Origin of the sequence: Kamptonema sp. UHCC 0994, assembly GCF_029167235.1 — a bacterium.
GTDB lineage: Bacteria > Cyanobacteriota > Cyanobacteriia > Cyanobacteriales > Microcoleaceae > Kamptonema.
The window spans coordinates 1-20,253 of sequence record NZ_JARFTR010000001.1; the positions used below are offsets into that span (position 1 = coordinate 1).

A 20,253-nucleotide genomic window follows, 5' to 3' on the forward strand; every position below is an offset into this window, starting at 1 on the left:
TCTAACTTGCTACGTCCTCGGTCACTACGACCGTTGCGTTCTTGAAATGTTGAATGCCGCAAGTACCGGAACACGGTAGTGCAACCAATACCTAATTTTTGGGCAATTGCTTTTCCTGATAAACCTTAGTTCGGGAGCGATCGCGTGATACTATTTCTACACCGGGATGTTCTTTTAACCAATCGGCTAGGGTTTCGGCTTCACGATCTTTGAGAATGGCTATGGGTTGACTTTTTTCAAGGTCAACTAATATAGAGCCATAGGTGTGGCGTTTACGAAAAGCAAAGTCATCAACTCCCAGAATTCTAGGGGTTTGAATTGGCGCTAGGGGAATTCTACGCACTAAGTTTAATAGAGTATTGCGACTTACTTTGAAGCCGAAATATTGGCTTAATCTAACTCCGGCATTCCCAGCTAAAGATAAACCAATAGCTGTTAAATGTTGAGTTAATCGTTGCGTTTTTCTTGCCCAGGTTGCTGCTATATCTGTAATTCTTTCCGCAAATATGCGGCGCTGACATCGGGGATTGATACAGAAAAACTTTCGGACATTTAACTGTAAAGTGACTCGGAAATTCGCCCAAGATAAATCACTTAATTTTCGTCTGTATTGGCTGTGAATGCGATGACTTACTGCTAAACAAACCGGACATCTGACTGGATTTTGGACAGAAGTGACATTGACTGCGATCTGAGTTGCTGTTTTGTCCAACTCCCAGCTATTTAATTGTAAAATTTCGGGGCTGGGTAGTAAACTGGGAATAATTTCTGCAAATGTAATGTTCATTTAGAGTGCTTAATAACACTCAATTATAAGAGGGTTGAAGAATTATTTGGTGAGTACATTTCAATATTAGATGAGTGACTGGGTGGTATTGACGATCGCTTGCAGTTGGCGAGCGCTACTCTGACATATCTACATGGGTCACAAAGATTACGGAGGTAAGGCGCACAGGCAAGGAGTATTGCGATCGCTACTCTTGAAATCACTTGGATGGACTTCGTTTTTGAGCAGGGCAACCTCAGCCGGGATAATATGAGTTTGATGCGATCGCCATTCGGCATTGGTTCGGATCACCAAAAGTTGCCAAGACCCTTAATTTGGTCTGAAGTTTTGATTCAGTTTCATTTAATGTGGTCTCGAAAAAATCCTATCCATTGACCCATTTAGCGTCATTAATCCTACTACTTTTTTTAAGCTGATTGCTCCGATAACAGTGACTTTTGCACCCCGATCAAATGGTTTTAAATCGTAAACTCTACTACCATACCTTGAACGTGCGTGGGTTCGTGTCAACCCCAATAGAACGCCCATTTTATCCAAAAAAACGAGGTTGTTCGGGTCGATATTTTTGTACAGTAACAAGTTATTTGTCACTGATAAGTTTAGAATATATCTTGACAAAAACTTCAAAGCCAAATTGTAGGAGGAATTCATAAAATGCCTCTACAGAGTAGGTTTTAAAATTTGTTCTATGTAATTCACCCGATTGGGTGAGTCAAAGGCATGAGGTGCGATCGCAACGCGAAGTCATAACATTGATAAAATCAAAATCAATAGGAATTTGTAAATTGAAAGTTTTTAGTACCCTTGAACCCCAACGAAGGCGTAGCCTTCAAATGTTATTCATTGCAGGTCTATTATTTTGGTCTAGTTTGGGTTCCTTACTACCAACTTTGCCGCTTTACATCCAGTCTGTCGGCGGTACAAATCAGCAAATCGGCTTAGTCATGGGCGCTTTTGCCATCGGACTATTGCTATCACGACCCTGGTTGGGGACGATGGCTGATACTAGAGGTAGAAAACTGGTATTACTTGTGGGTGCGTTAGTAGCAGAACTCGCACCAATGGGCTATTTATTTGTGACATCAATCCCTTTGTTGCTAGTAATCCGGGCTTTTCATGGCATTAGTATCGCCGCTTTTAGCACTGGTTATAGTGCCTTGGTGACAGATTTATCACCAGAAGGACGTAGGGGAGAATTAATCGGCTATATGAGTTTGATTACTCCGATTGGCATCGCTATTGGGCCGGCTATAGGCGGATATTTACAAGCTTGGGTGGGTTATACACCTTTGTTTATGATGTCTTCCATTTTCGGAATGTTGGCTTTAATCTTTACTTACCAGGTTTGGGAACCAGGTTATATAGATGCTTCAAAGATTAATCAAAAATCTAAAATTCAAAGTCCAAAATCTAATGAGATTTTGTCTTATTTTCAAATGCTTTGGAGTCCCCGCGTTCGCATTCCCGCTTTAGTTTTGGTGTCCGTTGGTTTGGTATTTGGAACTTTGAGTACATTTATGCCTTTGTTTTTGCAGCAGACAAAGGTAAATTTAAATCCAGGACTATTTTACTCGATGGCTGCGATCGCCAGTTTCGCTATCCGCTTACCTACCGGCAAAGCTTCCGATCGTTACGGTCGCGGCATCTTTATTACTGGCGGCTTGGTCTGCTATGCTCTTTCTATGGTAGTTATGTGTACCGCCAACAGCAGCAATGCCTTTTTGCTAGCAGCCTTGTTTGAAGGTATTGGTGGCGGAACTGTGGTTCCCATGATGGTAACGCTAATGGCGGACAGGTGCGAACCTCACGAACGAGGTCGTCTTTTCTCCTTATGTGTTGGTGGGTTTGATTTGGGAATTGCGATCGCAGGCCCTATACTAGGCTTGGTTGCAGAGTATCTTGGCTACAGAAATATGTTTGCGATCGCCTGCATACTCGCTATCTTCGCTACAATCCTGTTTATCACCAAATCAAGCAAAGATTTACCCCACTCTCTAAGGTTCTCCCTCGGTCAAGGTAAAGATGTCTACGCGCTGAAAAATTAAAAATGTAAAATTAAAAATTGAAAGACAATTAAAATTGTTTTCGCCATTTTTAGTTTTTCATTTTTAATTTAAAACGGGCTTGGAGGGATTCGAACCCCCGACCTCATGGTCCGTAGCCATGCACTCTATCCACTAAGCTACAAGCCCTGGTTGATTTCAGATTTTGGATTTTTCAATCTACAAATCTTTTTCGCACCAAAATTAATAGTAACACAACTTCCAAAATGACGCAAGACCTCCAGCAAAATTTTTCTAAATTGCCCACAGAGACTCAACTAACTCATCTAGACGAACGCGGGGAAGCCCAAATGGTGGACGTTTCAGCCAAAACCCCCACCCTCCGCCAAGCCGTAGCCGCCGCCCAGGTGCGAATGTTACCGGAGACATTTGCCGCAATTCAAGCTGGTAATGCCCCCAAAGGCGATGTCTTGGGAACCGCAAGACTCGCTGGCATCATGGGGGCTAAGCAAACTGCCCAATTGATTCCCCTTTGCCATCCCTTGCCCCTGCAAAAAATAGAAGTACAAGTCACACCAGATGCCGAGTTGCCGGGGTATCAAATTCGCGCCGAGGTCAAAACTAAGGCGGAAACAGGTGTGGAAATGGAAGCTTTGACGGCAGTTTCGGTGGCCGCGTTGACGTTGTACGATATGGCGAAAGCTTTAGAAAAGTCAATCCAAATAGAATCGATTCGATTGGTAAGTAAGACAGGTGGTAAATCTGGGGATTTTGTTAATAGTTAATAGTTAACAAGAGTTGATTTAATTTTCCACTGCGATAGCCCTCCAAGTCTAGCGTCACATAAACAAAACCAAACTCCTGAAATATTGTCACAATTTCCGGCAAATCTGCACTCAATACAAACTCCTTAATTTCCTCTGCTGGTAACTCAATCCTCGCCGTATCTCCCTCGGATCTTACCCGCAGATTCTTTAATCCCAACTGCCGCAAATACTTCTCAGCACGCCCTACCCTTTGCAACTTCAAAACCGTGATTTCTTCACCGTAAGGAAAACGCGAACTTAGACAAGGTTGTGCCGGTTTATCCCACCAAGGTAAACCCAATTTTTTTGCCAATTCCCGCACCTCTAATTTAGTAACATTTACTTCTGCTAAAGGCGATCTCGCACCCCTTTCCTTCGCTGCTTGAATCCCTGGACGATAATCTTTTAAATCATCAGCATTAACGCCATCCACTACATAAGCATAACCTCGTTCAATTGCTAGCGGTTTCAGCGTATCATGTAGTTCGCTCTTGCAGAAATAACACCGATTAACTGGGTTAGAAGTATAATTAGGATTTGCCATTTCCTGAGTTTGTACTTCTTCATGGGCAATCCCAATTGATAAGGCTTGAATGCGGGCATCTTCCAAATCTTCTGGCAATAATGATGGGGAAACTGCTGTAATAGCTAAGGCACGATTTCCAAGGACATCGAAAGCAATTTTCGCTACTAAGGTGCTGTCAATTCCACCAGAGTAGGCAATTAATGCCCGATCCATCTGTCTAAATAGACTTTGTAGTTGTTCGAGTTTTTCTATTAACATAATTTGACGATCGTTTCATTATCCTCTCTCTTCTATTATGCCTTAAAATTCCCGCCGCGAGAAGACTGCGGTCGCAATTGATAACAGCAGCACTATGTACAGCAAACCATAGCCAGCATTAGTGATTAAAGCAACTATATGCGGCACTTGACCGTAAATAGCATCATTTCTTAGATTTAGCCGCGCTAAGTCGGGCAAAACCAGATACAGCCCCATCATTAGTTGCTCAATTGCAGGGTTTTTAGTTAACTTACCTAATGCTACTAAATCGCGGGTTGAGTGCCCCATTAAATAAACTCCAAAGGTTAGTAAAGTTGCCAGTAGCGAACTGGTAAATACGCCAAAGAGAATCCCTAATGCTGTTAGTAAGGACAACTCAATCCAGACAAAAAATGTGGCAATTAAAATGCTTCCTAATGGATAAGAAATTTGACTAAAGCTTAGGATAGCTATATAAATAATAGTCATGCTGGCTACGAGTACAGCCAGGACTATAGATAATCCTATATGCTTACCAACAATCAATTCTGACCGCGAAATCGGTTTAGCAACTAAAACATAAACTGTCCGCTTTTCGATTTCCTTATTAACAAGTCCAGTGGAGACAAAAACTGTAACAATTAAGCCCAAAACTCCAATAGCAGCAATGCCTATATCTAAGATAATTTTTCTTTCTGCTGTTGCCGCTAGTTCTGGGATAAACCGCACCGCTGCCCCCATTAACACCGCAAAAAAAACAATTAGGTAAAGAACGCGATCCCGAATCACTTCCCAAAAAACATTAATAGCAATAGTGACCATTCTACTCAAATTCATACTTTGTTTACTCCTTTTATCTGTCTATTCTCATAGTAGGATTATATATCTTAATGGGGTTACAGTTGACGGTTGCTCGATTTGACACCTTCGCTACCCCACAATCTTTACTCAGGGTATATCCTCCCGGTTTGGCACTAGGGCCGCGCCATATAGCTAACCATTGTATTCTATAAAGAGACTGTCCTTGGATTACGCGAGTTTCTATATCCCATTTAGAGTTTTCTGCGAGAGGAGAGAGATTTTTAAACATTTCATTTCGCATAGAAACTTTTTTTCGGCTCACAGCTATTAGCCATTTTGCCACTGTATCCCAGGATTTTTTTCGAGTTTTGATTATTAGCTGATTCTCCATTAACTTGAGCATAATTATTCCTCTAGAATTATTGATGGATTGCTTCTTAAAATTGACGACAAAACCACTATTGGTAAAATCATCTGCTAATAAGCTTGGATATTCTTTTAGCCAATCTTGAATTATAAAATGAAATGCGAGAAAACAAGTTATGAGGGTATGACTCAGAATTATGACTAAGAATATTGGGCGGACTAATGGGGGAGAAGGTTGCAGTTTTGCACCGGAACTAATAAATTTAATTATAACAGCAAGACATACTGAAATCAAGGGCCAAAAGATGACTGCTAAAGATTGGGAATCGCGAGTCAAATTTTCTGATAAAAACCAGCTAATTAATGCTCCTGTAATCCAAGGACTAAGAGGAATTCCATAGATTATAAATGGATTCTGACTTGTCCGCCAACCAATCCCAATTATTAAAAATAGCCAGCTACAATCAGCTAGAGTATTCTTGAGGGGTGGATTCTTGATTGCTAAGGCTGAGAAGAGGAATAAAAATAGGCTAATTAATATAGGTGTTTTCCAATGTAAAACTTGAGGTGGAAGCAACAGTTTTTGTAAGATTACATTAATCTTAATAAGATTTCTCATGTCACCAATAGTCCTGGAAGTATTAAAACTACTTAATTTAACCGTCAACTATTAACTGTTAAATTTTAACCGTCTTCATTTGCTTTCTAGATATAAGACTAGCAGAATGGCGCAATGACTGCAAGTATGTGCTATTAAAACTACACCCGCTTGAGTGAATACTTGAGCAAATTTTTTATGGCGGTGGCCAAGTGTACTACTTTTCTTTGGTGCTGAAACAGCTAATTTTTTTTGATTGACTTGCAAAAGAAGTTGTAATATTTCTAAGCCCTTCCATTTTCCTAAAAAAGAGATAGTATAAATTAGAAATGCGCCTACAATTAATAGGACAGAAATAGGATTCCACTGTCCTAATAGGATATACCCCATGAGCAGCTCTAATTCGTTTTTTGATAGAAAGCTTTCCCAAATAAAAAAAATCAACCAACCTATACAGGTTGAAAATAAATTAATTACTGCTGCATATTCGACGCTGGTTTTGGGATTGAGTATTAGGAATTTTTGAAAGAACCATGATTCTATTGCGATCGCTAACCACAAAATTAAAATTTGAGATAAAACAGCACGCAAGGGTAAAACAGTGGGAAACATGATGAGGAAGGAAGAAGGAAGAAGGAAGAAGGAAGAAGTTAGACTTGTGGAGTGGCGATGCCATAATCTATATAGTACATGATAGTAGATGAAACAAAGTTTAAGTAGATAAAGTTTTAGTCCTCTTTAGAGGACTTTAGCTATTAGACGGGGGTTTTAAGCCCTGGCGGGTGCGACTGAAAAGCGATCGCCTCTATAATTAGTAATTAGAGCTAAAAATTTCTCCCCTATGCAGCTACCTGATTTAAGTAAGATTCAGACGCGACTTGTCACTTGTGGCGGTATTGTAGTAGCCGGAACATTATGCCCTCTGGGAATTGGGGCAATGGCAGCGGCTGTTGCTAGTGGCATTGTTGCTAATGATTTGGTGGCACATCATTTAAGCCACATCTCGACGCGGTTGCGGAATGCAGATGAAAAGTTAGCTAACCATGACTTGACTCATGCAGTGGGATTAGCGATCGCGCTGATTATCCAATCCTTTGCTGAAGCTGACATTTATCCTAAATATAAAAAAGACCTTGAAGCCCTGGCAAAAACCGCTGTCAAAGCTTGGCAAAATATCGCTGAAGCTACGAAAGGCACACGGGATGATGATTTTGCCCAAATTCAAGATGAAGAGATTTCAGCCCTATTTTCTCAGAAATCAGAGGAGTTTTTTAAGCAGCCAGTTTTGACGTTAGATGCTTGGAAATCTCTTGTTAAAGACTGGTTGAGTCGAGAGGCGAATAGGCATTTACCTGAAGATGTAGTTAAGGAATTGGCGACGCAATTACAGACTAAATTTACTTTAGCTTTGCGAGAAGTTCTCAAACAGGATTTTGAATCGGGAGGAAAGGCGTTTGCAGGTTTAACACTGTCGATGTTGGGGGAAATTAATGCCACTCTCAGGGAACAGCAAAAACTGATAACAAATTATCAGGGTAATAATTCTCAAAGTAGGGACACGGCATTGCCGTGTCCCTACCCGTTATCTGATGATGTCCAGATAGCAATTCAGCAAGTAGAAACCTTGAGTCAAGATTTATCTGGAATTAATTCCAGTGTTGAAGAGATTAAGATAAATGCCGAGCAAAATTTCCAGCAGCTAGGGAATCAGATTAATTCTGGGTTTGCCGAACTCCTCCGAGAATTGGGTTTGACGGAAGAGAGAATTAAGGAAGTTTTGCGGGAACTTAAGGCAGAAATGCAGTCATGGTTTCAGCAGGTAATAGATGGACAAAAGACTTTAATAGAAGGACAAAAAGAGATTAAAGACGCAATAGAGAGTGGTAACGAAAAAATTTTGATAATCCTAGAAGGGATGCGTGGTGAAAAGCCAGTAGAAGGAGGTTCAATAAGTTTCAGCGATCCGCCGCCAACTATTACCAATTGGCAAGGAAGAATTGAGGAAATCCAACAACTTACAGACTGGTTGAATGATGACAACAATCAATTTATCGGCATTGTCGGTTTAGGGGGAGTTGGCAAATCGACTCTGGCGGCCAAGCTATATGTAGAAACTCCGGGATTTGAGGGGAAATTCTGGGCAGATGTCAGCCAAAAACCGTCTTTTTCAGTTTTAGCGCGGCGCATATTGAAGGAGTTTGGAAAATCCCCAGGAATAGTTGAGCAAATTGAGGAATCTCGGCTGGTGGAAGTGGTGGTAAATTGTTTGCGGGAAGGGCGATTTTTACTGGTAGTTGATAACTTAGAAACGCTGCTGCAAGCGGGTGGCGGATGGCAAGATTCAGTTTATAAAGCGTTTTTTACTCGCTGGATCGAATGTGCTGGTAAGAGTGAAGTTTTGGTGACAAGTCAAGAAATCCCTGACTTATATCAAGTGAATCCCTGCTGGGTGGAGTTAAGGGGAATTAAGCCAGATGAAGGGATGGCATTATTAAAAAGTTTGGGGATTCAAGGGACTGATGCAGAATTGCGGGAGTTTGTCGAGAAGGTAGCAGGTTATCCCTTATTATTAAAGTTAGTCGCGGGTTTCCTGAATGATGAAGTGGGGAAAAATGCCAAAATTACCGACTTGAAAGATTTTGGTTTAGCAGATTTAAGTCTGTTGATGGCCGATGAGCGAATTAAAGGGATACATCGGCAAGAAATGGTGCAAGTTGTGGTGGTTTTGGATGCGAGTTTCAACCGCCTTACCGAGAAGTTGCAGCAGCTTTTATTGGCTGTGAGTGTTTATCGGCAAAGTTTTGATGTAACAGCGGCTAATGGGTTGATTGATGAGGAAGTTTCTGTACAAGAGTTGAGAGATTTGGCGAAACGTTCTTTGTTACAGGAGGAAAGAATTAATGGAGAGTGGCGGTTTAAGTTTCAACCGTTGATTGCGGCTTATGCTAGGCAAAAAGCGGGGGATTTGACAGAGGTACATAAAAGGGCGATCGCTTATTATGATAGTAGGAAAAAAATTAAGCAGGAATGGCAGACTTTAGAGGATGTCAGAGAGTATCTGGAAATCTTTTATCATTGGTGTGAGTTGGGAGACTATGTTAAAGCTTTTGATACGATTCGTGGTGGTAGCTATGATGAGTGTGTAGGCTATTTTTTGGATTTACGCGGTTATCACCAAATCCGTGTCGAACTATTTGATCGCTTAGTTAAAAATTGGCAACCCCAAGACAGAGAAGACAGACGATTTTTGGCTTCTCTTACTTCTTTAGGTGGTGCTTACAACTGCCTCGGAGAATACCAGCAAGCCATACAGTTCTATCAGCAATTTCTGAAACTTGCACGGGAAACCCGAGATCGCCAATGTGAAGCGATTTCCCTCGCCAATTTAGGTAATGCTTACTACTCCCTCGGAGAATATCAGCAATCCGTACATTTCCTTCAGCAATCTCTGGAAATTGCACACGAAAACCTCGATCCCCAGGGTGAAGCTATTTCCCTCAATGGTTTAGGCAATGCTTACCACGCCCTCGCACAATACCAGCAAGCGATACATTTACTTCAGCAATCTCTGGAAATTTCACGGGAAATCTGCGATCACCGGGGTGAAGCGATTTCCCTCGGCAATTTAGGTAATATTTACTACTCTCTCGGAGAATATCAACAAGCGATAGAATCTTATCAGCAATATCTGGAAATTGCACGGAAAATAGGCGATCGCCAAGGTGAAGCTAATTCACTCAATAATTTAGGCAATGTTTACAACGCCCTCGCACAATACCAGCAAGCCATACAGTTACTTCAGCAATCTCTGGAAATTGCACGGAAAATAGGCGATCGCCAAAGTGAAGCTCATTCTCTCAATAATTTAGGCATTGCTTACAACGCTATCGCACAATACCAGCAGGCGATACAGTTCCTTGAGCAATCTCTGGAAATTTCACGGAAAATAGGCGATCGCCAAAGTGAAGCTTCTTCCCTCGGCAATTTAGGCATTGCTTACAACTCCCTCGGAGAATACCAGCAAGCAATAGAATCTTATCAGAAATCTCTACAACTTGCACGGGAAATGGGCGATCGAGGGGGTGAAGCTATTTCCCTTTATAATTTAGGCAATGATTACTACTCCCTCGGAGAATACCCGCAAGCGATAAAATCTTATCAGCAATCTCTGGAACTTGCACGGGAAATCCGCAATCGAAAAAGTGAAGCTCTTGCCCTCAAAAATTTAGGCAATACTTACAATACGCTCGCACAATATCAACAAGCGATACAGTTACTTCAGCAATCTATAGAAATTTCACGGGAAATCCGCGATCGCTCTGGTGAAGGTGGTTCTCTGTGCAATCTTGGCAATGCTTACCGATTTTTAAAGGAATACCCGAAAGCAATTGATTATTATCAGCAAGCACTGCGAATTTTACGAGATATCGGGCATCGTGAGTTTACAAGCAATACTTTGATGGGTTTAGGTAATACTTACCAGTTAACAGGTCAATTTGAGCAAGCGATTGAGTGCTATCAGGAGTTACTACAAATCAAACGAGAGAGCGGCGATGATCGCAAAGGTGAAGCTAATTACCTTCAAATCTTATCACGTCTTTATTTTCAGACTGGCCAAATTAAAGAAGCACTTGCAGCCTCTTCCCAAGCAAGCGAGATATTAATGGAAATTGGGAGATTTCCAGATGATTTGTTTTTACCCAAGTGTATAAAATCAGCAATTAAATTTGGACAACAAGGTAAATGGCAAATTGCCTTGTGCTTTGTTGCGGGGTTGATAGCCTTTCCCTTTGCCCTAGTTTGGATTTTAGGTTGTATAATGTGGTGGCAAATATACGCTAAACTGAATCGACATTGAAGTAAAATAAAACATCTCCACATATTTTAAGCTATGAACACAAAACTCATTGAATCCCTAGTACCAATCATCGAGACACTCTCGGAAGAGGAGCAATTGCTAATAAAAGCCAAATTATTTAGTAACATTCCCTATCCTTCAACTTCGGAAATAACCCAGTTAGCCCAAAGTGGAGGAGCGTTTCAATTCCTGCACGATGAGCCTGATATTTACACACTTGAAGATGGAGAACCAATAATGATCGCAAAACTCATTAACAAACAACTAACAACTAACAATTAACTACTAACAATTAACCACTAACAACTTTAAAGAGGTGAAATAAAATGACACTTGTACTACCGAACCTAAAAGAAAAACAAATGGGTCAAGTTCTCACCACAATAACTGTCACCAATCGCATCGATAAAGTTCTCGCCGATCGCGGCTTCATTTCCCCCGATGAAATTCGCACTCTCACCCTCGATCAAGTCCTAGTTGATACGGGTGCAACTTTACTCTCCTTACCTGCTAAAATTATCAGTCAACTAGGTTTAATTCAAGTAGGAGAAAGAGATGTAGAAACATCTGCTGGCATCAAAAAAGGTCGAATTTTTGCCGATGTCCAACTTTTTGTAGAAGGGAGAGAAGGCAGATTTGATTGTTTAGAATTGCCAGAAGGAGTGAACACGGTTTTGTTAGGTGTCACTCCCTTAGAAATATTAGGTTTAGAACCAGATTTGAAAAATCAACGGCTGCGGGTATTGCCGATGAATGAAAAGCAAACATATTTGATGGTATAATATTAAATATTGGGCGATTGAAATCGCTGCTACACAAGCAAAGTCCGCCTACGCGGACTGTAAAAATTAAACCCGCGTAGGCGGGTTTCGTCTGTGTAGACGCGGTTTCAACCGCCGAGTCTAAAAAGGCTATGAACTTTTTATTCCCCTACTTTCTCTATAGCTTTCGGCTTAATTCCCCGCAAACGATAAGCTGTGACAGGATTGCTAAGAATGCGTTCCTCAAAAGCATTATTAGCAATATCTAATAACTCATTAAGAGCATCCAGTCTGCGGCAAACTTCTTGCCAATTCTCAACAGTTTTCTGAATAATCTCTGGTGATGGTAGTTGTGGTTTATCGTTCATAGTAAGTCCCAATCTCTTTTAGTTTCTTTGACAGTAGCTTCTATAGCATCAGCAGTAGCCAGCGCTTCTGCAACTGAGCGATAGAATAATTCTAGCAGACTGGTATCAGCTTCTGGCTGAGATTCATGTACCCGCTGTAAGAGAGTACCCACGCGAGTGTAAGAATTAGTCAACCTTTCTCTGGAATTTTGGAGTTGTGCCAGAGTAGTCATTGTGTTTTCAGTCTCGCCAAATCGCTCATAAATAGTCATATCTGCTTTTGTCACCTCATCAAGAAGCTTTAGCAATCGCCCCTGTCGGAAAAGAGTTACCAATAATGTTTCATCCGATAAACTGGCCATGAAATCAAACTTTTACTTCTAATACACCAAAGCTAATTATATCAGAAATTACTTAACTTTATGCAAGCGATTTATTCCCCTACTTTTTCAGCTAACATTTTTTGAGTCAAAGCCTCTAAATTCTAACGCGCTAAAAAAGCCCTCTTAAAATACACCCCAAATGTTCCCAAAAAAACCATTATAATACTCAACACAAATCCGACACTTACCATTTCCTCTTTACCCAAACTAACTTGAATTTGCTGCCACAAAATCCACACAAACAGCCAGATCATTTCTACCTTCAACCACGCCAAAAGCGATCGCGCTAACTGATATTGCACCCGCGCATTCTCCTCCGTAATTGCCACAGGATAATTGAAAGTGTGGGGATAATTCCCCAATACTGCCCACATCACCTCAAAAAAAGCAGCGACAGCCGGTAAAATCCAGATCGCCACTTTGTCGCCCCAAGCATCAGGCCGCCCAGAAAAGCCAAAATGAATCGGAATGCGCTGAGGTAAGGCATCCCAAGACTGGAAAATAATCCAGCAACCCCATAAAATACCCACAGCCGCCACCACCTCAAGCGCTAATTCCACAGGCGATCGCGGAATGCTGAGAATAGGTTGGGACTTTCGAGAGCGCTTAGTCATAGTCGTCAGATATCCATTAAGATCCATTAAGATTGAAGAGAAGACTATTGTTTAAAATCTAACCCAATTGCGAGAGAAGATACGATGACTTCCGAGGTTTTAGTTGAAAAGAAAAAGTTAGAAAAGCCGCCCCTAACAATACATACCTTGGGCGATCGCGCCCTGCGGCAGCCTGCAAAGCGCGTCGCCAGCGTCGATGACGAAATTCGGCTGCTAGTTCGCGAAATGCTGCAAACCATGTATAGTGCTGAAGGCATCGGTTTAGCCGCCCCCCAAGTTGCCGTCCAAAAACAAGTAATTGTTGTTGACTGCGAACCTGATAACGCCGCCAATCCGCCCTTAGTTTTGATCAATCCCAGTATCAAAAAATACAGCGGCGAAGTCTGCGTTTTCCAAGAAGGCTGTCTCAGCATTCCCGGCGTGTACTTGGAAGTCAAACGCCCAGAAGCCATAGAAGTATTCTATCGCGACGAATACGGTCGGCCTCAAACATTGAAAGCTACAGAAATATTATCTCGCGCCATTCAACACGAAATGGATCATCTTAACGGTGTGTTATTTGTCGATCGCGTGGAAAACAAACTCGCACTTACCGATGAGTTAGTCAAGCACAAATTTTCACCAAAGGCGGTTAAATCTATATGATGGCAGGAACACCCAAAAGTTCTTTGTTATTGGCTGGTTCCTGCATAACTGCGATCGCCGCTGTCGGCTCAATTTTTGAGTTATCTTCAGGAACCCCCCAACTCGGTAGTTTAGTAACTGGTATTATTTTAGCCCTCAGTATACCACTGACGGGACTATTCTTCTATGCAGCGGTTAAAGAAGCCAACGCAAATCAATAAAATTTGCTAATTGCTAATCGCTAATGGCTAATAGACAAAAAATAGCTTTGAGTTAAAAATTTAATTTCTCAACTCATAAGTACAAAATTAGCAATTAGCAATTAGCAATTAGCAATTAGCAATTAGCAATTAGCAATTAGCAATTAGCAATTAGCAAATCGAATGGGATTTCTGTTACAATTGCCTACTAAGGGTGCTCCGAACCCGCAACCCCTAAAACATAAGCTTTCTGAGACTCAGGCAGTTGCGATCGGACGAGAACCTAACTGTCAAATCGCCTTAGATTCAAACATTTATGGCATGGTTTCCCGCCGCCATGCAATAGTCCGTCCCCTCCCTAACAGTAGTTTTCCCCGATGGGAAGTTTGCGATCTCAATAGTGCTAACGGCACTTATGTAAATGGTAGAAAATTGCAAGGGTGTAAAATCTTAGAGCCAGGAGACACCATTACTCTTGGTGAAAATGGCCCTGAATTTATCTTTGAATCTCCCCTAGCACCTATACAAAATCAGCCAGTAGCAGCATCAGCAACTACCAGCCTTTCTCCTGTTCCTGAAAAGGATTATATCACATTAACACAACTATTTCCCATCGCCTCAACGGGAAAACATTTAAGTCAAAAAGCTTATTTATATCCTGGTGTCGCCACCGTAGTTTTTGTAGTGTTAATGTTTGGGGCCGTCGGCAATTCAGTCGCATTTAACTTGTTGCTAGCTGCTTATCTTGCCAGTGCTGCTTACTATTTTGTATATCAACTCTGCGGTAAACATAAACCTTGGTGGGTGTTATTTGGTTCAGCCTTAGCTACAATCCTGATTTTAGTAAGTCCTTTATTAATCGGTTTCTTAGTAGTATTTCGCGCCATATTACCCGGCCAACTGCCAATAGAGGGCGAAGAAATCGGATTTTTTAGTTTCCTAATCCGAATGTTTTTCGGGGCAGGATTGATGGAAGAATTGCTAAAAGCTCTGCCAGTATTAGGAGCATTACTATTAGGAAATTGGCTGCGATCTCCTTGGCGAGAACGAATAGGTGTCTGGGAGCCTTTAGACGGTATTTTATTAGGAACTGCCTCAGCCGTTGGGTTTACTTTACTAGAAACATTGGGACAATACGTTCCTAATGTCATACAAAATGTCACCCTGCAAGGGGGAGCAGATGCAGGTCAATTAGTCGGTTTACAATTACTAATTCCCCGGATTTTAGGCTCTGTAGCCGGACATCTTGCCTATAGTGGTTATTTCGGCTATTTTATCGGATTGAGTGTTTTAAAACCTAGAAAGCGTTGGCAAATTTTAGGTGTTGGCTACTTCAGCGCCTCAGCGCTTCACGCTTTATGGAATGCTTCGGGAACGGTAAGCGTGTTATTATTGTCATTAGTAGGCGTTGTTTCTTATATGTTTTTAGCAGCAGCAATTCTGAAGGCACGAGCCCTTTCTCCTAACCGCGCTCAAAACTTTGCAACTCGCCTTGCCAAATAGGAGAAAATAAGGGAAAATGGGATAAATAAAATCACCAATATAGTCTAAAATAATAGGAGTCAAAGTTAGATCCTTTAATGAAAAATAACTAATGAAAAAATAACGAGGAATAAACCATGACTGTCACACCAACGAAACCAGCATCAAAAACCGAGTATACTATTACTTGGGAAAAATTACCCCCAGATTTTCCCTTACCAGACGATCCTGTGGACAACATTATTCAGCCAGAATTAGCAATTGCCTTAAAAGAAAGCTTAGGAGTAGCAGGACTTACTACCGAGTCAATGTTGATTGCTACTAACTTCGGCATTTGTGCTACCGTCAATGGCAAAACAGTAGTAAAGGCTCCTGATTGGGTTTACGTTCCCAATGTTCCACCCCTAACTTCTGGAAAAATTCGCAGAAGTTATACACCTAATGCTGAGGGACAAAAGGTAGCCATTGTGATGGAATTTCTATCACATACTGATGGGGGCGAATATTCGGTGAAACGCACTTATCCCTATGGTAAGTGGTGGTTTTATGAGCGAATTTTGGAAGTCCCAGTTTATGTAATTTTCGATCCAGAAACAGGAGATTTAGAAGTTTATCATTTAACTTCAGGAATCTACGAACAGCAAAATCCTAATGCTGAAAACCGCTATTGGTTTGAGTCTTTGGGATTATTTCTGGGAATTTGGCAAGGAACAAGATTTGATCTCAATGCCTTTTGGTTACGCTGGTGGGATGCTGAGGGAAATATGTTACTTTGGTCAGCAGAGTATGCTGAGTTAACTAAAGAACAGTTGCAAGCGGCTCAACAACAAGCGGAAGCGGCTCAACAGCAAGCGGAAGCGGCTCAACAACAAACAGAAAAAGAGCGAAATCGAGCAGAAATATTAGCTCAACAACTGCGTTCTCTCGGTGTCGATCCTGACAGTTTAGTTTAAGATAAAATAGTTAAGGGATAATTAGCTAACTTGCCATTTATCCCTTACCTATCACCATCAGGAATCACTGCTAATTGAGATAGCATAACGGGCAATAGCTAAACTCATCCTCGCTTGTTCAATCTCCGATAACTTTTCCCAAGATTCTAGCACAGGAACATCAGACTCCTGTTCAGCATTTCGCATTGCATAGGCTAAAGGGCGGGCTAATACTTGTAAATCTTCCTCTGGCCACTGAGGTAAAATCTCTAAGGTACACTGAACCATTTGATCGGCCAAAGATTGATAGTTAACTATTACCTTTTGAACGCTTTCTGCAATTTTAGCTAGTAAATCTTCAGGTACTAGAGTAAATTTATCAAACAAAGACTTTTTCAGCGCTCTTGCTGACCAAAGTTGATCTAATTGGGTAAATAGTATTTGGGAATTATGGGTTAAATCGGCATCTGAAAGCCAATCTGAAACGGAAAATTCCTCTTCTAAATCTGTAAAATAAACTTCAGAATCAGACTGGGCTGGATTCCAAGGGTAAGGAATATCACCCTGGATAATTGCTTCTAATAGTTCTAACTCAGCCTGAGTTTGAGACTGTGGAAAATGTTGAGGGTTAGTAGTTCGATCTGCCATCATGCAATTCCAAAATTGGTTAGGGGATCTGAAAAAGTGGTAACTGGTAATTGTAGAGCATGGAGTGCTAATTTATCCGGTCTAATCACCCATTACCTGCTTAACTACAGCAGCACTTTAGCTGGTTACGCAATCAACTCCAGTATGAGGAGAAGTTTTTGTGAATTCGATGATGAATTCTAAACTCTGACCTTGAGAACTGCCAAATTTTATCTGTATTCCTGACTGTAAAGCAACTTCTTGGTGATGAACTCTCTGCCAGCCGTCGGGCCCCAAAATCAGCGTACCGTAGCGGGAGAAATCTCGTAGAAAGTATGCCTGTTCAGTCTTCCCGGTGTTATTAACGCTATTGCGGCAAAAAATCTCGGCGTGTTTTTGGGAAACCCAGGATTCGGGAATGGCTACGTCGTTTTCTTCCCCGCGCCCAACTCGCACGATTCCGGCCCCAATGGGCCAAATACGGGTAGTTTCTGTGGGCGATCGCAAATAAGCAATGGGTAGCGATCGCCCCATCCAAGTTGGTGAATTTGCCGGCAATTCAGTTCTAATATCTAAAATAGATGTCAGCAGTTGCCCATCAAACTCTGGGTGCATATATAATACAGGTAATGTCCAAGCCGGTTGATTGAATTTATAAAGCGTCAAAAGTTGCTGTCTAGCCACTCCAACCGCTTGATCTACTGGCATTCGCGCTGCCATTGCTTGGGCAAAAGCTTGGATAAAACTGAGGGCTTCCCTATCTGCGATCGCATCCCGCATCCCCAACACCGCCGGTACGCCGTGATGGATCAACACCTCCGCCAAACTGCTACGAGATAAAACTTGGTGACTGGAATTTGTCAACACTTCCATCGCCGGTTGCGCCCCCCAACAAGCATTAAAAACCGCCAGATTCACCCGACAGCGCACTAAAACATGAGCTAATTCCGTACCATTGAGGGTAGTATCGGGCCCTAAAAATAGTAACCCCCCGTCTGGGCCCGTCATCCCGTGACCCGCGTAAAATAAAATATTGTAAGGTTCCTGTCCCAGTATCGTTCCTGCTTCTAAGCGATCGATCAATTCCGCCGCCGTCGGTTGGATCAGAGTTTCCACACAAGTAGGCGCGATCGCATCTGGATGATTACCATTCGCCTCAGTTTTACTAGAAATCTCCAAAACATTCGCCAACGCCACCGCCTCTGCTTCCAATTCCAAAGCCGTTAGCGGCGAATTTCCTCCCCCTGTCCCCAAAACCAACAAAATATTTAAAGATTGGCTCAAACGTAGCGCTGGCAAAGGTTCCACGTCGCTAGTTGTGCGACTAAATAGCAATTGCTGACCCAGAGAAATCGCCGGTTGACCCGCCTGTGGCTGCATAATTTCCCAAGGTAAAGCAATTAGATCGGGTTCCCGGAGGTCAAGACGCACTCGCAAGGGTAGATTTTGCCCGATCGCAATCCCTTTACTTTCATGGAGGCTACCTTGAATTGACCCCGCGATCAGCCATTGCCAAAGACTCATCCCCAACTGCTGCATCAGGCGGCTGCTATAGCTTAGCGTTTTGCCACCATTGGAAATATCGCTACCAGAAGTCAGCGCTAATACTAGCTGGGGTGTCGGTACAGGGGCAATCCGAGGCAAACTGTGGGGCGAAAACATCTCCTGCCAAGCTTGCCACACCTGGGACAGAGTTTCTGGCCAAATAAAGTCGTGGTGGACGTATCCACCGGGATAAGGGGATTGTAGAACCCAAGCGGCAAAATGGTTTTCCCCAGGGGTTTTCAGACGTGCGATCGCAATACTCAGGCAAGGAATTTCAGGGCGCGGCATTCATTACTACAATTACCGACTTTGGATATAAATTGTACCAACTTTTTCTTCACATAGCTAGATGATATATATTTACACCCTCCTCTGGCAACACTATCAATCGTTTATACCAAATCCTGGTTTATAAGAAAATACCCTGAAAACTCGCTCGACTTTAGTCCAGGGATGAAAGGGTTCGGGAGACTTTAGTCTCCCGGTTAGATATGTCTAAATATAGTACAATTAATCAAAGGAGGTGAAATTAATGTATGCAGTGCAAAAAGATGTTTGGCATTTAACAGGACTCGATAAAGCCATTGTCGAGCAACTGTTAAGATGGTCAAATAACCTGTTTAATGTCGGCACTTACGAAAGTCGGCAACGGTACTTTAAGGACAAAGGCGCAATTAAATACCCCGACCTGTACAAGATTGCTAAAACCAACGAAAATTACGGATTGCTTTACTCTCAAGTCGCTCAACAATCGCTAAAATCTGTTGCTGAATCTTTTAGCTCTTTTCGCGCCTTAGAAAAGTTAGCCAAGAAAGGAGAAATTAATCAAAAGCCGAGATTACCCAAGTACAGAACCAAGGGGGGCGATGTACCAGGTTTCCTATCCGGGACAAGCCTTGAAAATAGTGGGTGATCGGGTGAGATTGCCTTTGGGAACCAAAGGCAAAGAACACTTTGGGACAGAAGCTCTTTGGGTAACATTACCGGAACGCTTGAAAGATTGCCAAATTAAAGAACTTAGGCTAATCCCTAGAAATGGTGAGGTCTGGATTGAGTATGTTTACGAGTCTCTGACTGAGCAAGCTCTTAGTTGCATTCTCGAAGTCACGGGAGTTCTGGGAATAGATCATGGCATCAACAACTGGTTAACTTGTGTTTCTAGCAATGGCAAACCTTTGATAAGAGATGCTGTTAATAAGGCAGTCAGAACCATCGTAGATTATTGCGAAAACCATCAAATTAACGTTGTAGTCTTTGGTTGGAATAAAGGACAGAAGCAAGAGGTTAATATGGGGGGAGTTACTAACCAGAACTTTGTCCAAATCCCTACCGCTAAAGTTAAAGATAGATTGCAGCAGGAGTGTGACTCTCTAGGTTGGAGATTTGTTGAACAAAATGAATCCTACACATCAAAAGCCAGCTTTTTAGATCGAGATTTGTTGCCAGTGAAAGTCGGTGAAAAACCCGACAATTGGCAGCCATCAGGTAAAAGAATTAAGCGAGGTTTGTACCGTTCGGCTCAGGGATTAATTCTGAATGCAGATATTAACGGCGCGGCAAACATCATTAGGAAATCAAAAGTAGCCATAGACTCGATTATCGAGCGAGTGGGTAGCGGGTTGCTGACAAACCCTTTAAGAATTAAACTTTGGGCGGATTCATCCCCTAAAGTTTGTCCTTAAGAATCCCCGTGTCTTTAGACCGGCGAGTGTCAATACCCGCTTTTTCTTATTAGTCCGCGTAGGCGGACTTTGTT

At 42.1% G+C, this 20,253-nt stretch carries 20 protein-coding genes, 1 tRNA gene and 1 pseudogene; 10 read left to right on the forward strand and 12 right to left on the reverse strand.

Translation table 11 applies throughout. The features are described from left to right. Positions 1-91: 91 nt before the first annotated feature. On the reverse strand, positions 92-787 hold the full coding sequence (locus PY364_RS00005) for a transposase family protein (protein ID WP_275519245.1): 696 nt from the start codon (positions 785-787) through the stop codon (positions 92-94). A gap of 147 nt (positions 788-934) precedes the next feature. Beyond that, complete coding sequence (locus PY364_RS00010) at positions 935-1,078, reverse strand: hypothetical protein (RefSeq protein WP_275519247.1); 144 nt, start codon at positions 1,076-1,078, stop codon at positions 935-937. A 494-nt stretch (positions 1,079-1,572) separates the two neighbouring features. Between PY364_RS00010 and PY364_RS00015 the strand changes: the two genes are divergently transcribed. Continuing rightward, positions 1,573-2,832: an MFS transporter gene (locus PY364_RS00015; RefSeq protein WP_275519249.1), complete on the forward strand. Its 1,260-nt coding sequence runs from the start codon at positions 1,573-1,575 to the stop codon at positions 2,830-2,832. A gap of 74 nt (positions 2,833-2,906) precedes the next feature. Here the strand turns inward: PY364_RS00015 and PY364_RS00020 are convergent. After that, a tRNA-Arg gene (locus PY364_RS00020) sits at positions 2,907-2,979 on the reverse strand. A gap of 77 nt (positions 2,980-3,056) precedes the next feature. Between PY364_RS00020 and moaC the strand changes: the two genes are divergently transcribed. Continuing rightward, the gene (gene moaC, locus PY364_RS00025) at positions 3,057-3,575 is read left to right on the forward strand and encodes a cyclic pyranopterin monophosphate synthase MoaC (protein WP_275519251.1); all 519 of its coding nucleotides are present in this window, start codon (positions 3,057-3,059) and stop codon (positions 3,573-3,575) included. Here moaC and larE read toward each other — a convergent pair. The 4 genes from larE to fraC all read right to left on the reverse strand — a co-directional run bounded on the left by larE (position 3,565) and on the right by fraC (position 6,715). Next, the gene (gene larE / locus PY364_RS00030) at positions 3,565-4,380 is read right to left on the reverse strand and encodes an ATP-dependent sacrificial sulfur transferase LarE (RefSeq protein WP_275519252.1); all 816 of its coding nucleotides are present in this window, start codon (positions 4,378-4,380) and stop codon (positions 3,565-3,567) included. The genes moaC and larE overlap by 11 nt on opposite strands. Before the next feature lie 42 nt (positions 4,381-4,422). Then, entirely contained in the window at positions 4,423-5,196 is a 774-nt protein-coding gene (locus PY364_RS00035) for an ABC transporter permease subunit (protein WP_275519254.1), read from the reverse strand. Positions 5,197-5,212: 16 nt separating this feature from the next. Continuing rightward, positions 5,213-6,145: a DUF5357 family protein gene (locus PY364_RS00040; RefSeq protein WP_275519256.1), complete on the reverse strand. Its 933-nt coding sequence runs from the start codon at positions 6,143-6,145 to the stop codon at positions 5,213-5,215. A gap of 75 nt (positions 6,146-6,220) precedes the next feature. Beyond that, entirely contained in the window at positions 6,221-6,715 is a 495-nt protein-coding gene (fraC, locus tag PY364_RS00045; RefSeq protein WP_275519258.1) for a filament integrity protein FraC, read from the reverse strand. A gap of 250 nt (positions 6,716-6,965) precedes the next feature. Between fraC and PY364_RS00050 the strand changes: the two genes are divergently transcribed. Genes PY364_RS00050 through PY364_RS00060 form a run of 3 tightly spaced genes read left to right on the forward strand, consistent with a single transcriptional unit; the run spans position 6,966 to position 11,764 of the window. After that, positions 6,966-10,982 carry a tetratricopeptide repeat protein gene (locus PY364_RS00050; protein ID WP_275519260.1) on the forward strand — a complete coding sequence of 1,339 codons (4,017 nt, stop codon included), beginning with the start codon at positions 6,966-6,968 and terminating at the stop codon, positions 10,980-10,982. Positions 10,983-11,015: 33 nt separating this feature from the next. Next, complete coding sequence (locus tag PY364_RS00055; RefSeq protein WP_275519262.1) at positions 11,016-11,264, forward strand: hypothetical protein; 249 nt, start codon at positions 11,016-11,018, stop codon at positions 11,262-11,264. Between the two features lie 44 nt (positions 11,265-11,308). Then, positions 11,309-11,764 carry an aspartyl protease gene (locus PY364_RS00060; protein ID WP_275519264.1) on the forward strand — a complete coding sequence of 152 codons (456 nt, stop codon included), beginning with the start codon at positions 11,309-11,311 and terminating at the stop codon, positions 11,762-11,764. 140 nt (positions 11,765-11,904) lie between these two features. On the opposite strand, the gene PY364_RS00065 is transcribed toward PY364_RS00060, so the two are convergent. From PY364_RS00065 to PY364_RS00075, 3 genes are all read right to left on the reverse strand, one after another. Next, on the reverse strand, positions 11,905-12,111 hold the full coding sequence (locus PY364_RS00065) for a hypothetical protein (protein WP_275519266.1): 207 nt from the start codon (positions 12,109-12,111) through the stop codon (positions 11,905-11,907). Beyond that, positions 12,108-12,452, reverse strand: a complete 345-nt coding sequence (locus PY364_RS00070; RefSeq protein WP_275519268.1) for a hypothetical protein — start codon at positions 12,450-12,452, stop codon at positions 12,108-12,110. The genes PY364_RS00065 and PY364_RS00070 overlap by 4 nt, the downstream gene beginning before the upstream one ends. Positions 12,453-12,574: 122 nt before the next feature. Further along, positions 12,575-13,087 carry a DUF1648 domain-containing protein gene (locus PY364_RS00075; RefSeq protein ID WP_275519270.1) on the reverse strand — a complete coding sequence of 171 codons (513 nt, stop codon included), beginning with the start codon at positions 13,085-13,087 and terminating at the stop codon, positions 12,575-12,577. An 84-nt stretch (positions 13,088-13,171) separates the two neighbouring features. Here PY364_RS00075 and def point away from each other — a divergent pair, with 84 nt between their 5' ends. The 4 genes from def to PY364_RS00095 all read left to right on the forward strand — a co-directional run bounded on the left by def (position 13,172) and on the right by PY364_RS00095 (position 16,346). Further along, positions 13,172-13,732 carry a peptide deformylase gene (def, locus tag PY364_RS00080; protein ID WP_275519272.1) on the forward strand — a complete coding sequence of 187 codons (561 nt, stop codon included), beginning with the start codon at positions 13,172-13,174 and terminating at the stop codon, positions 13,730-13,732. Beyond that, positions 13,729-13,932, forward strand: coding sequence for a hypothetical protein (locus tag PY364_RS00085; protein WP_343277541.1), 204 nt, complete (start codon positions 13,729-13,731; stop codon positions 13,930-13,932). Before def ends, PY364_RS00085 begins: the two co-directional genes overlap by 4 nt. 162 nt (positions 13,933-14,094) lie before the next feature. Further along, positions 14,095-15,414, forward strand: a complete 1,320-nt coding sequence (locus PY364_RS00090) for a PrsW family glutamic-type intramembrane protease (RefSeq protein WP_275519274.1) — start codon at positions 14,095-14,097, stop codon at positions 15,412-15,414. A gap of 116 nt (positions 15,415-15,530) precedes the next feature. Further along, the gene (locus tag PY364_RS00095; protein WP_275519276.1) at positions 15,531-16,346 is read left to right on the forward strand and encodes a Uma2 family endonuclease; all 816 of its coding nucleotides are present in this window, start codon (positions 15,531-15,533) and stop codon (positions 16,344-16,346) included. A gap of 57 nt (positions 16,347-16,403) precedes the next feature. On the opposite strand, the gene PY364_RS00100 is transcribed toward PY364_RS00095, so the two are convergent. Continuing rightward, on the reverse strand, positions 16,404-16,976 hold the full coding sequence (locus PY364_RS00100; protein WP_275519278.1) for a hypothetical protein: 573 nt from the start codon (positions 16,974-16,976) through the stop codon (positions 16,404-16,406). 114 nt (positions 16,977-17,090) lie between these two features. Further along, positions 17,091-18,785 carry a CHAT domain-containing protein gene (locus PY364_RS00105; RefSeq protein WP_275519280.1) on the reverse strand — a complete coding sequence of 565 codons (1,695 nt, stop codon included), beginning with the start codon at positions 18,783-18,785 and terminating at the stop codon, positions 17,091-17,093. A gap of 244 nt (positions 18,786-19,029) precedes the next feature. Between PY364_RS00105 and PY364_RS00115 the strand changes: the two are divergent. Next, positions 19,030-20,179: pseudogene (locus tag PY364_RS00115) on the forward strand (transposase). Positions 20,180-20,253: the final 74 nt, after the last annotated feature.

Coding starts and splice junctions, on each gene's coding strand:
- PY364_RS00005 (WP_275519245.1), bottom strand. CDS start 787: ATGAACATTACATTTGCAGAAATTATTCCCAGTTTACTACCCAGCCCC.
- moaC (WP_275519251.1), top strand. CDS start 3,057: ATGACGCAAGACCTCCAGCAAAATTTTTCTAAATTGCCCACAGAGACT.
- larE (WP_275519252.1), bottom strand. CDS start 4,380: ATGTTAATAGAAAAACTCGAACAACTACAAAGTCTATTTAGACAGATG.
- PY364_RS00035 (WP_275519254.1), bottom strand. CDS start 5,196: ATGAATTTGAGTAGAATGGTCACTATTGCTATTAATGTTTTTTGGGAA.
- PY364_RS00040 (WP_275519256.1), bottom strand. CDS start 6,145: ATGAGAAATCTTATTAAGATTAATGTAATCTTACAAAAACTGTTGCTT.
- PY364_RS00050 (WP_275519260.1), top strand. CDS start 6,966: ATGCAGCTACCTGATTTAAGTAAGATTCAGACGCGACTTGTCACTTGT.
- PY364_RS00055 (WP_275519262.1), top strand. CDS start 11,016: ATGAACACAAAACTCATTGAATCCCTAGTACCAATCATCGAGACACTC.
- PY364_RS00060 (WP_275519264.1), top strand. CDS start 11,309: ATGACACTTGTACTACCGAACCTAAAAGAAAAACAAATGGGTCAAGTT.
- PY364_RS00065 (WP_275519266.1), bottom strand. CDS start 12,111: ATGAACGATAAACCACAACTACCATCACCAGAGATTATTCAGAAAACT.
- PY364_RS00070 (WP_275519268.1), bottom strand. CDS start 12,452: ATGGCCAGTTTATCGGATGAAACATTATTGGTAACTCTTTTCCGACAG.
- PY364_RS00075 (WP_275519270.1), bottom strand. CDS start 13,087: ATGACTAAGCGCTCTCGAAAGTCCCAACCTATTCTCAGCATTCCGCGA.
- def (WP_275519272.1), top strand. CDS start 13,172: ATGACTTCCGAGGTTTTAGTTGAAAAGAAAAAGTTAGAAAAGCCGCCC.
- PY364_RS00085 (WP_343277541.1), top strand. CDS start 13,729: ATGATGGCAGGAACACCCAAAAGTTCTTTGTTATTGGCTGGTTCCTGC.
- PY364_RS00090 (WP_275519274.1), top strand. CDS start 14,095: ATGGGATTTCTGTTACAATTGCCTACTAAGGGTGCTCCGAACCCGCAA.
- PY364_RS00095 (WP_275519276.1), top strand. CDS start 15,531: ATGACTGTCACACCAACGAAACCAGCATCAAAAACCGAGTATACTATT.
- PY364_RS00100 (WP_275519278.1), bottom strand. CDS start 16,976: ATGATGGCAGATCGAACTACTAACCCTCAACATTTTCCACAGTCTCAA.
- PY364_RS00105 (WP_275519280.1), bottom strand. CDS start 18,785: ATGCCGCGCCCTGAAATTCCTTGCCTGAGTATTGCGATCGCACGTCTG.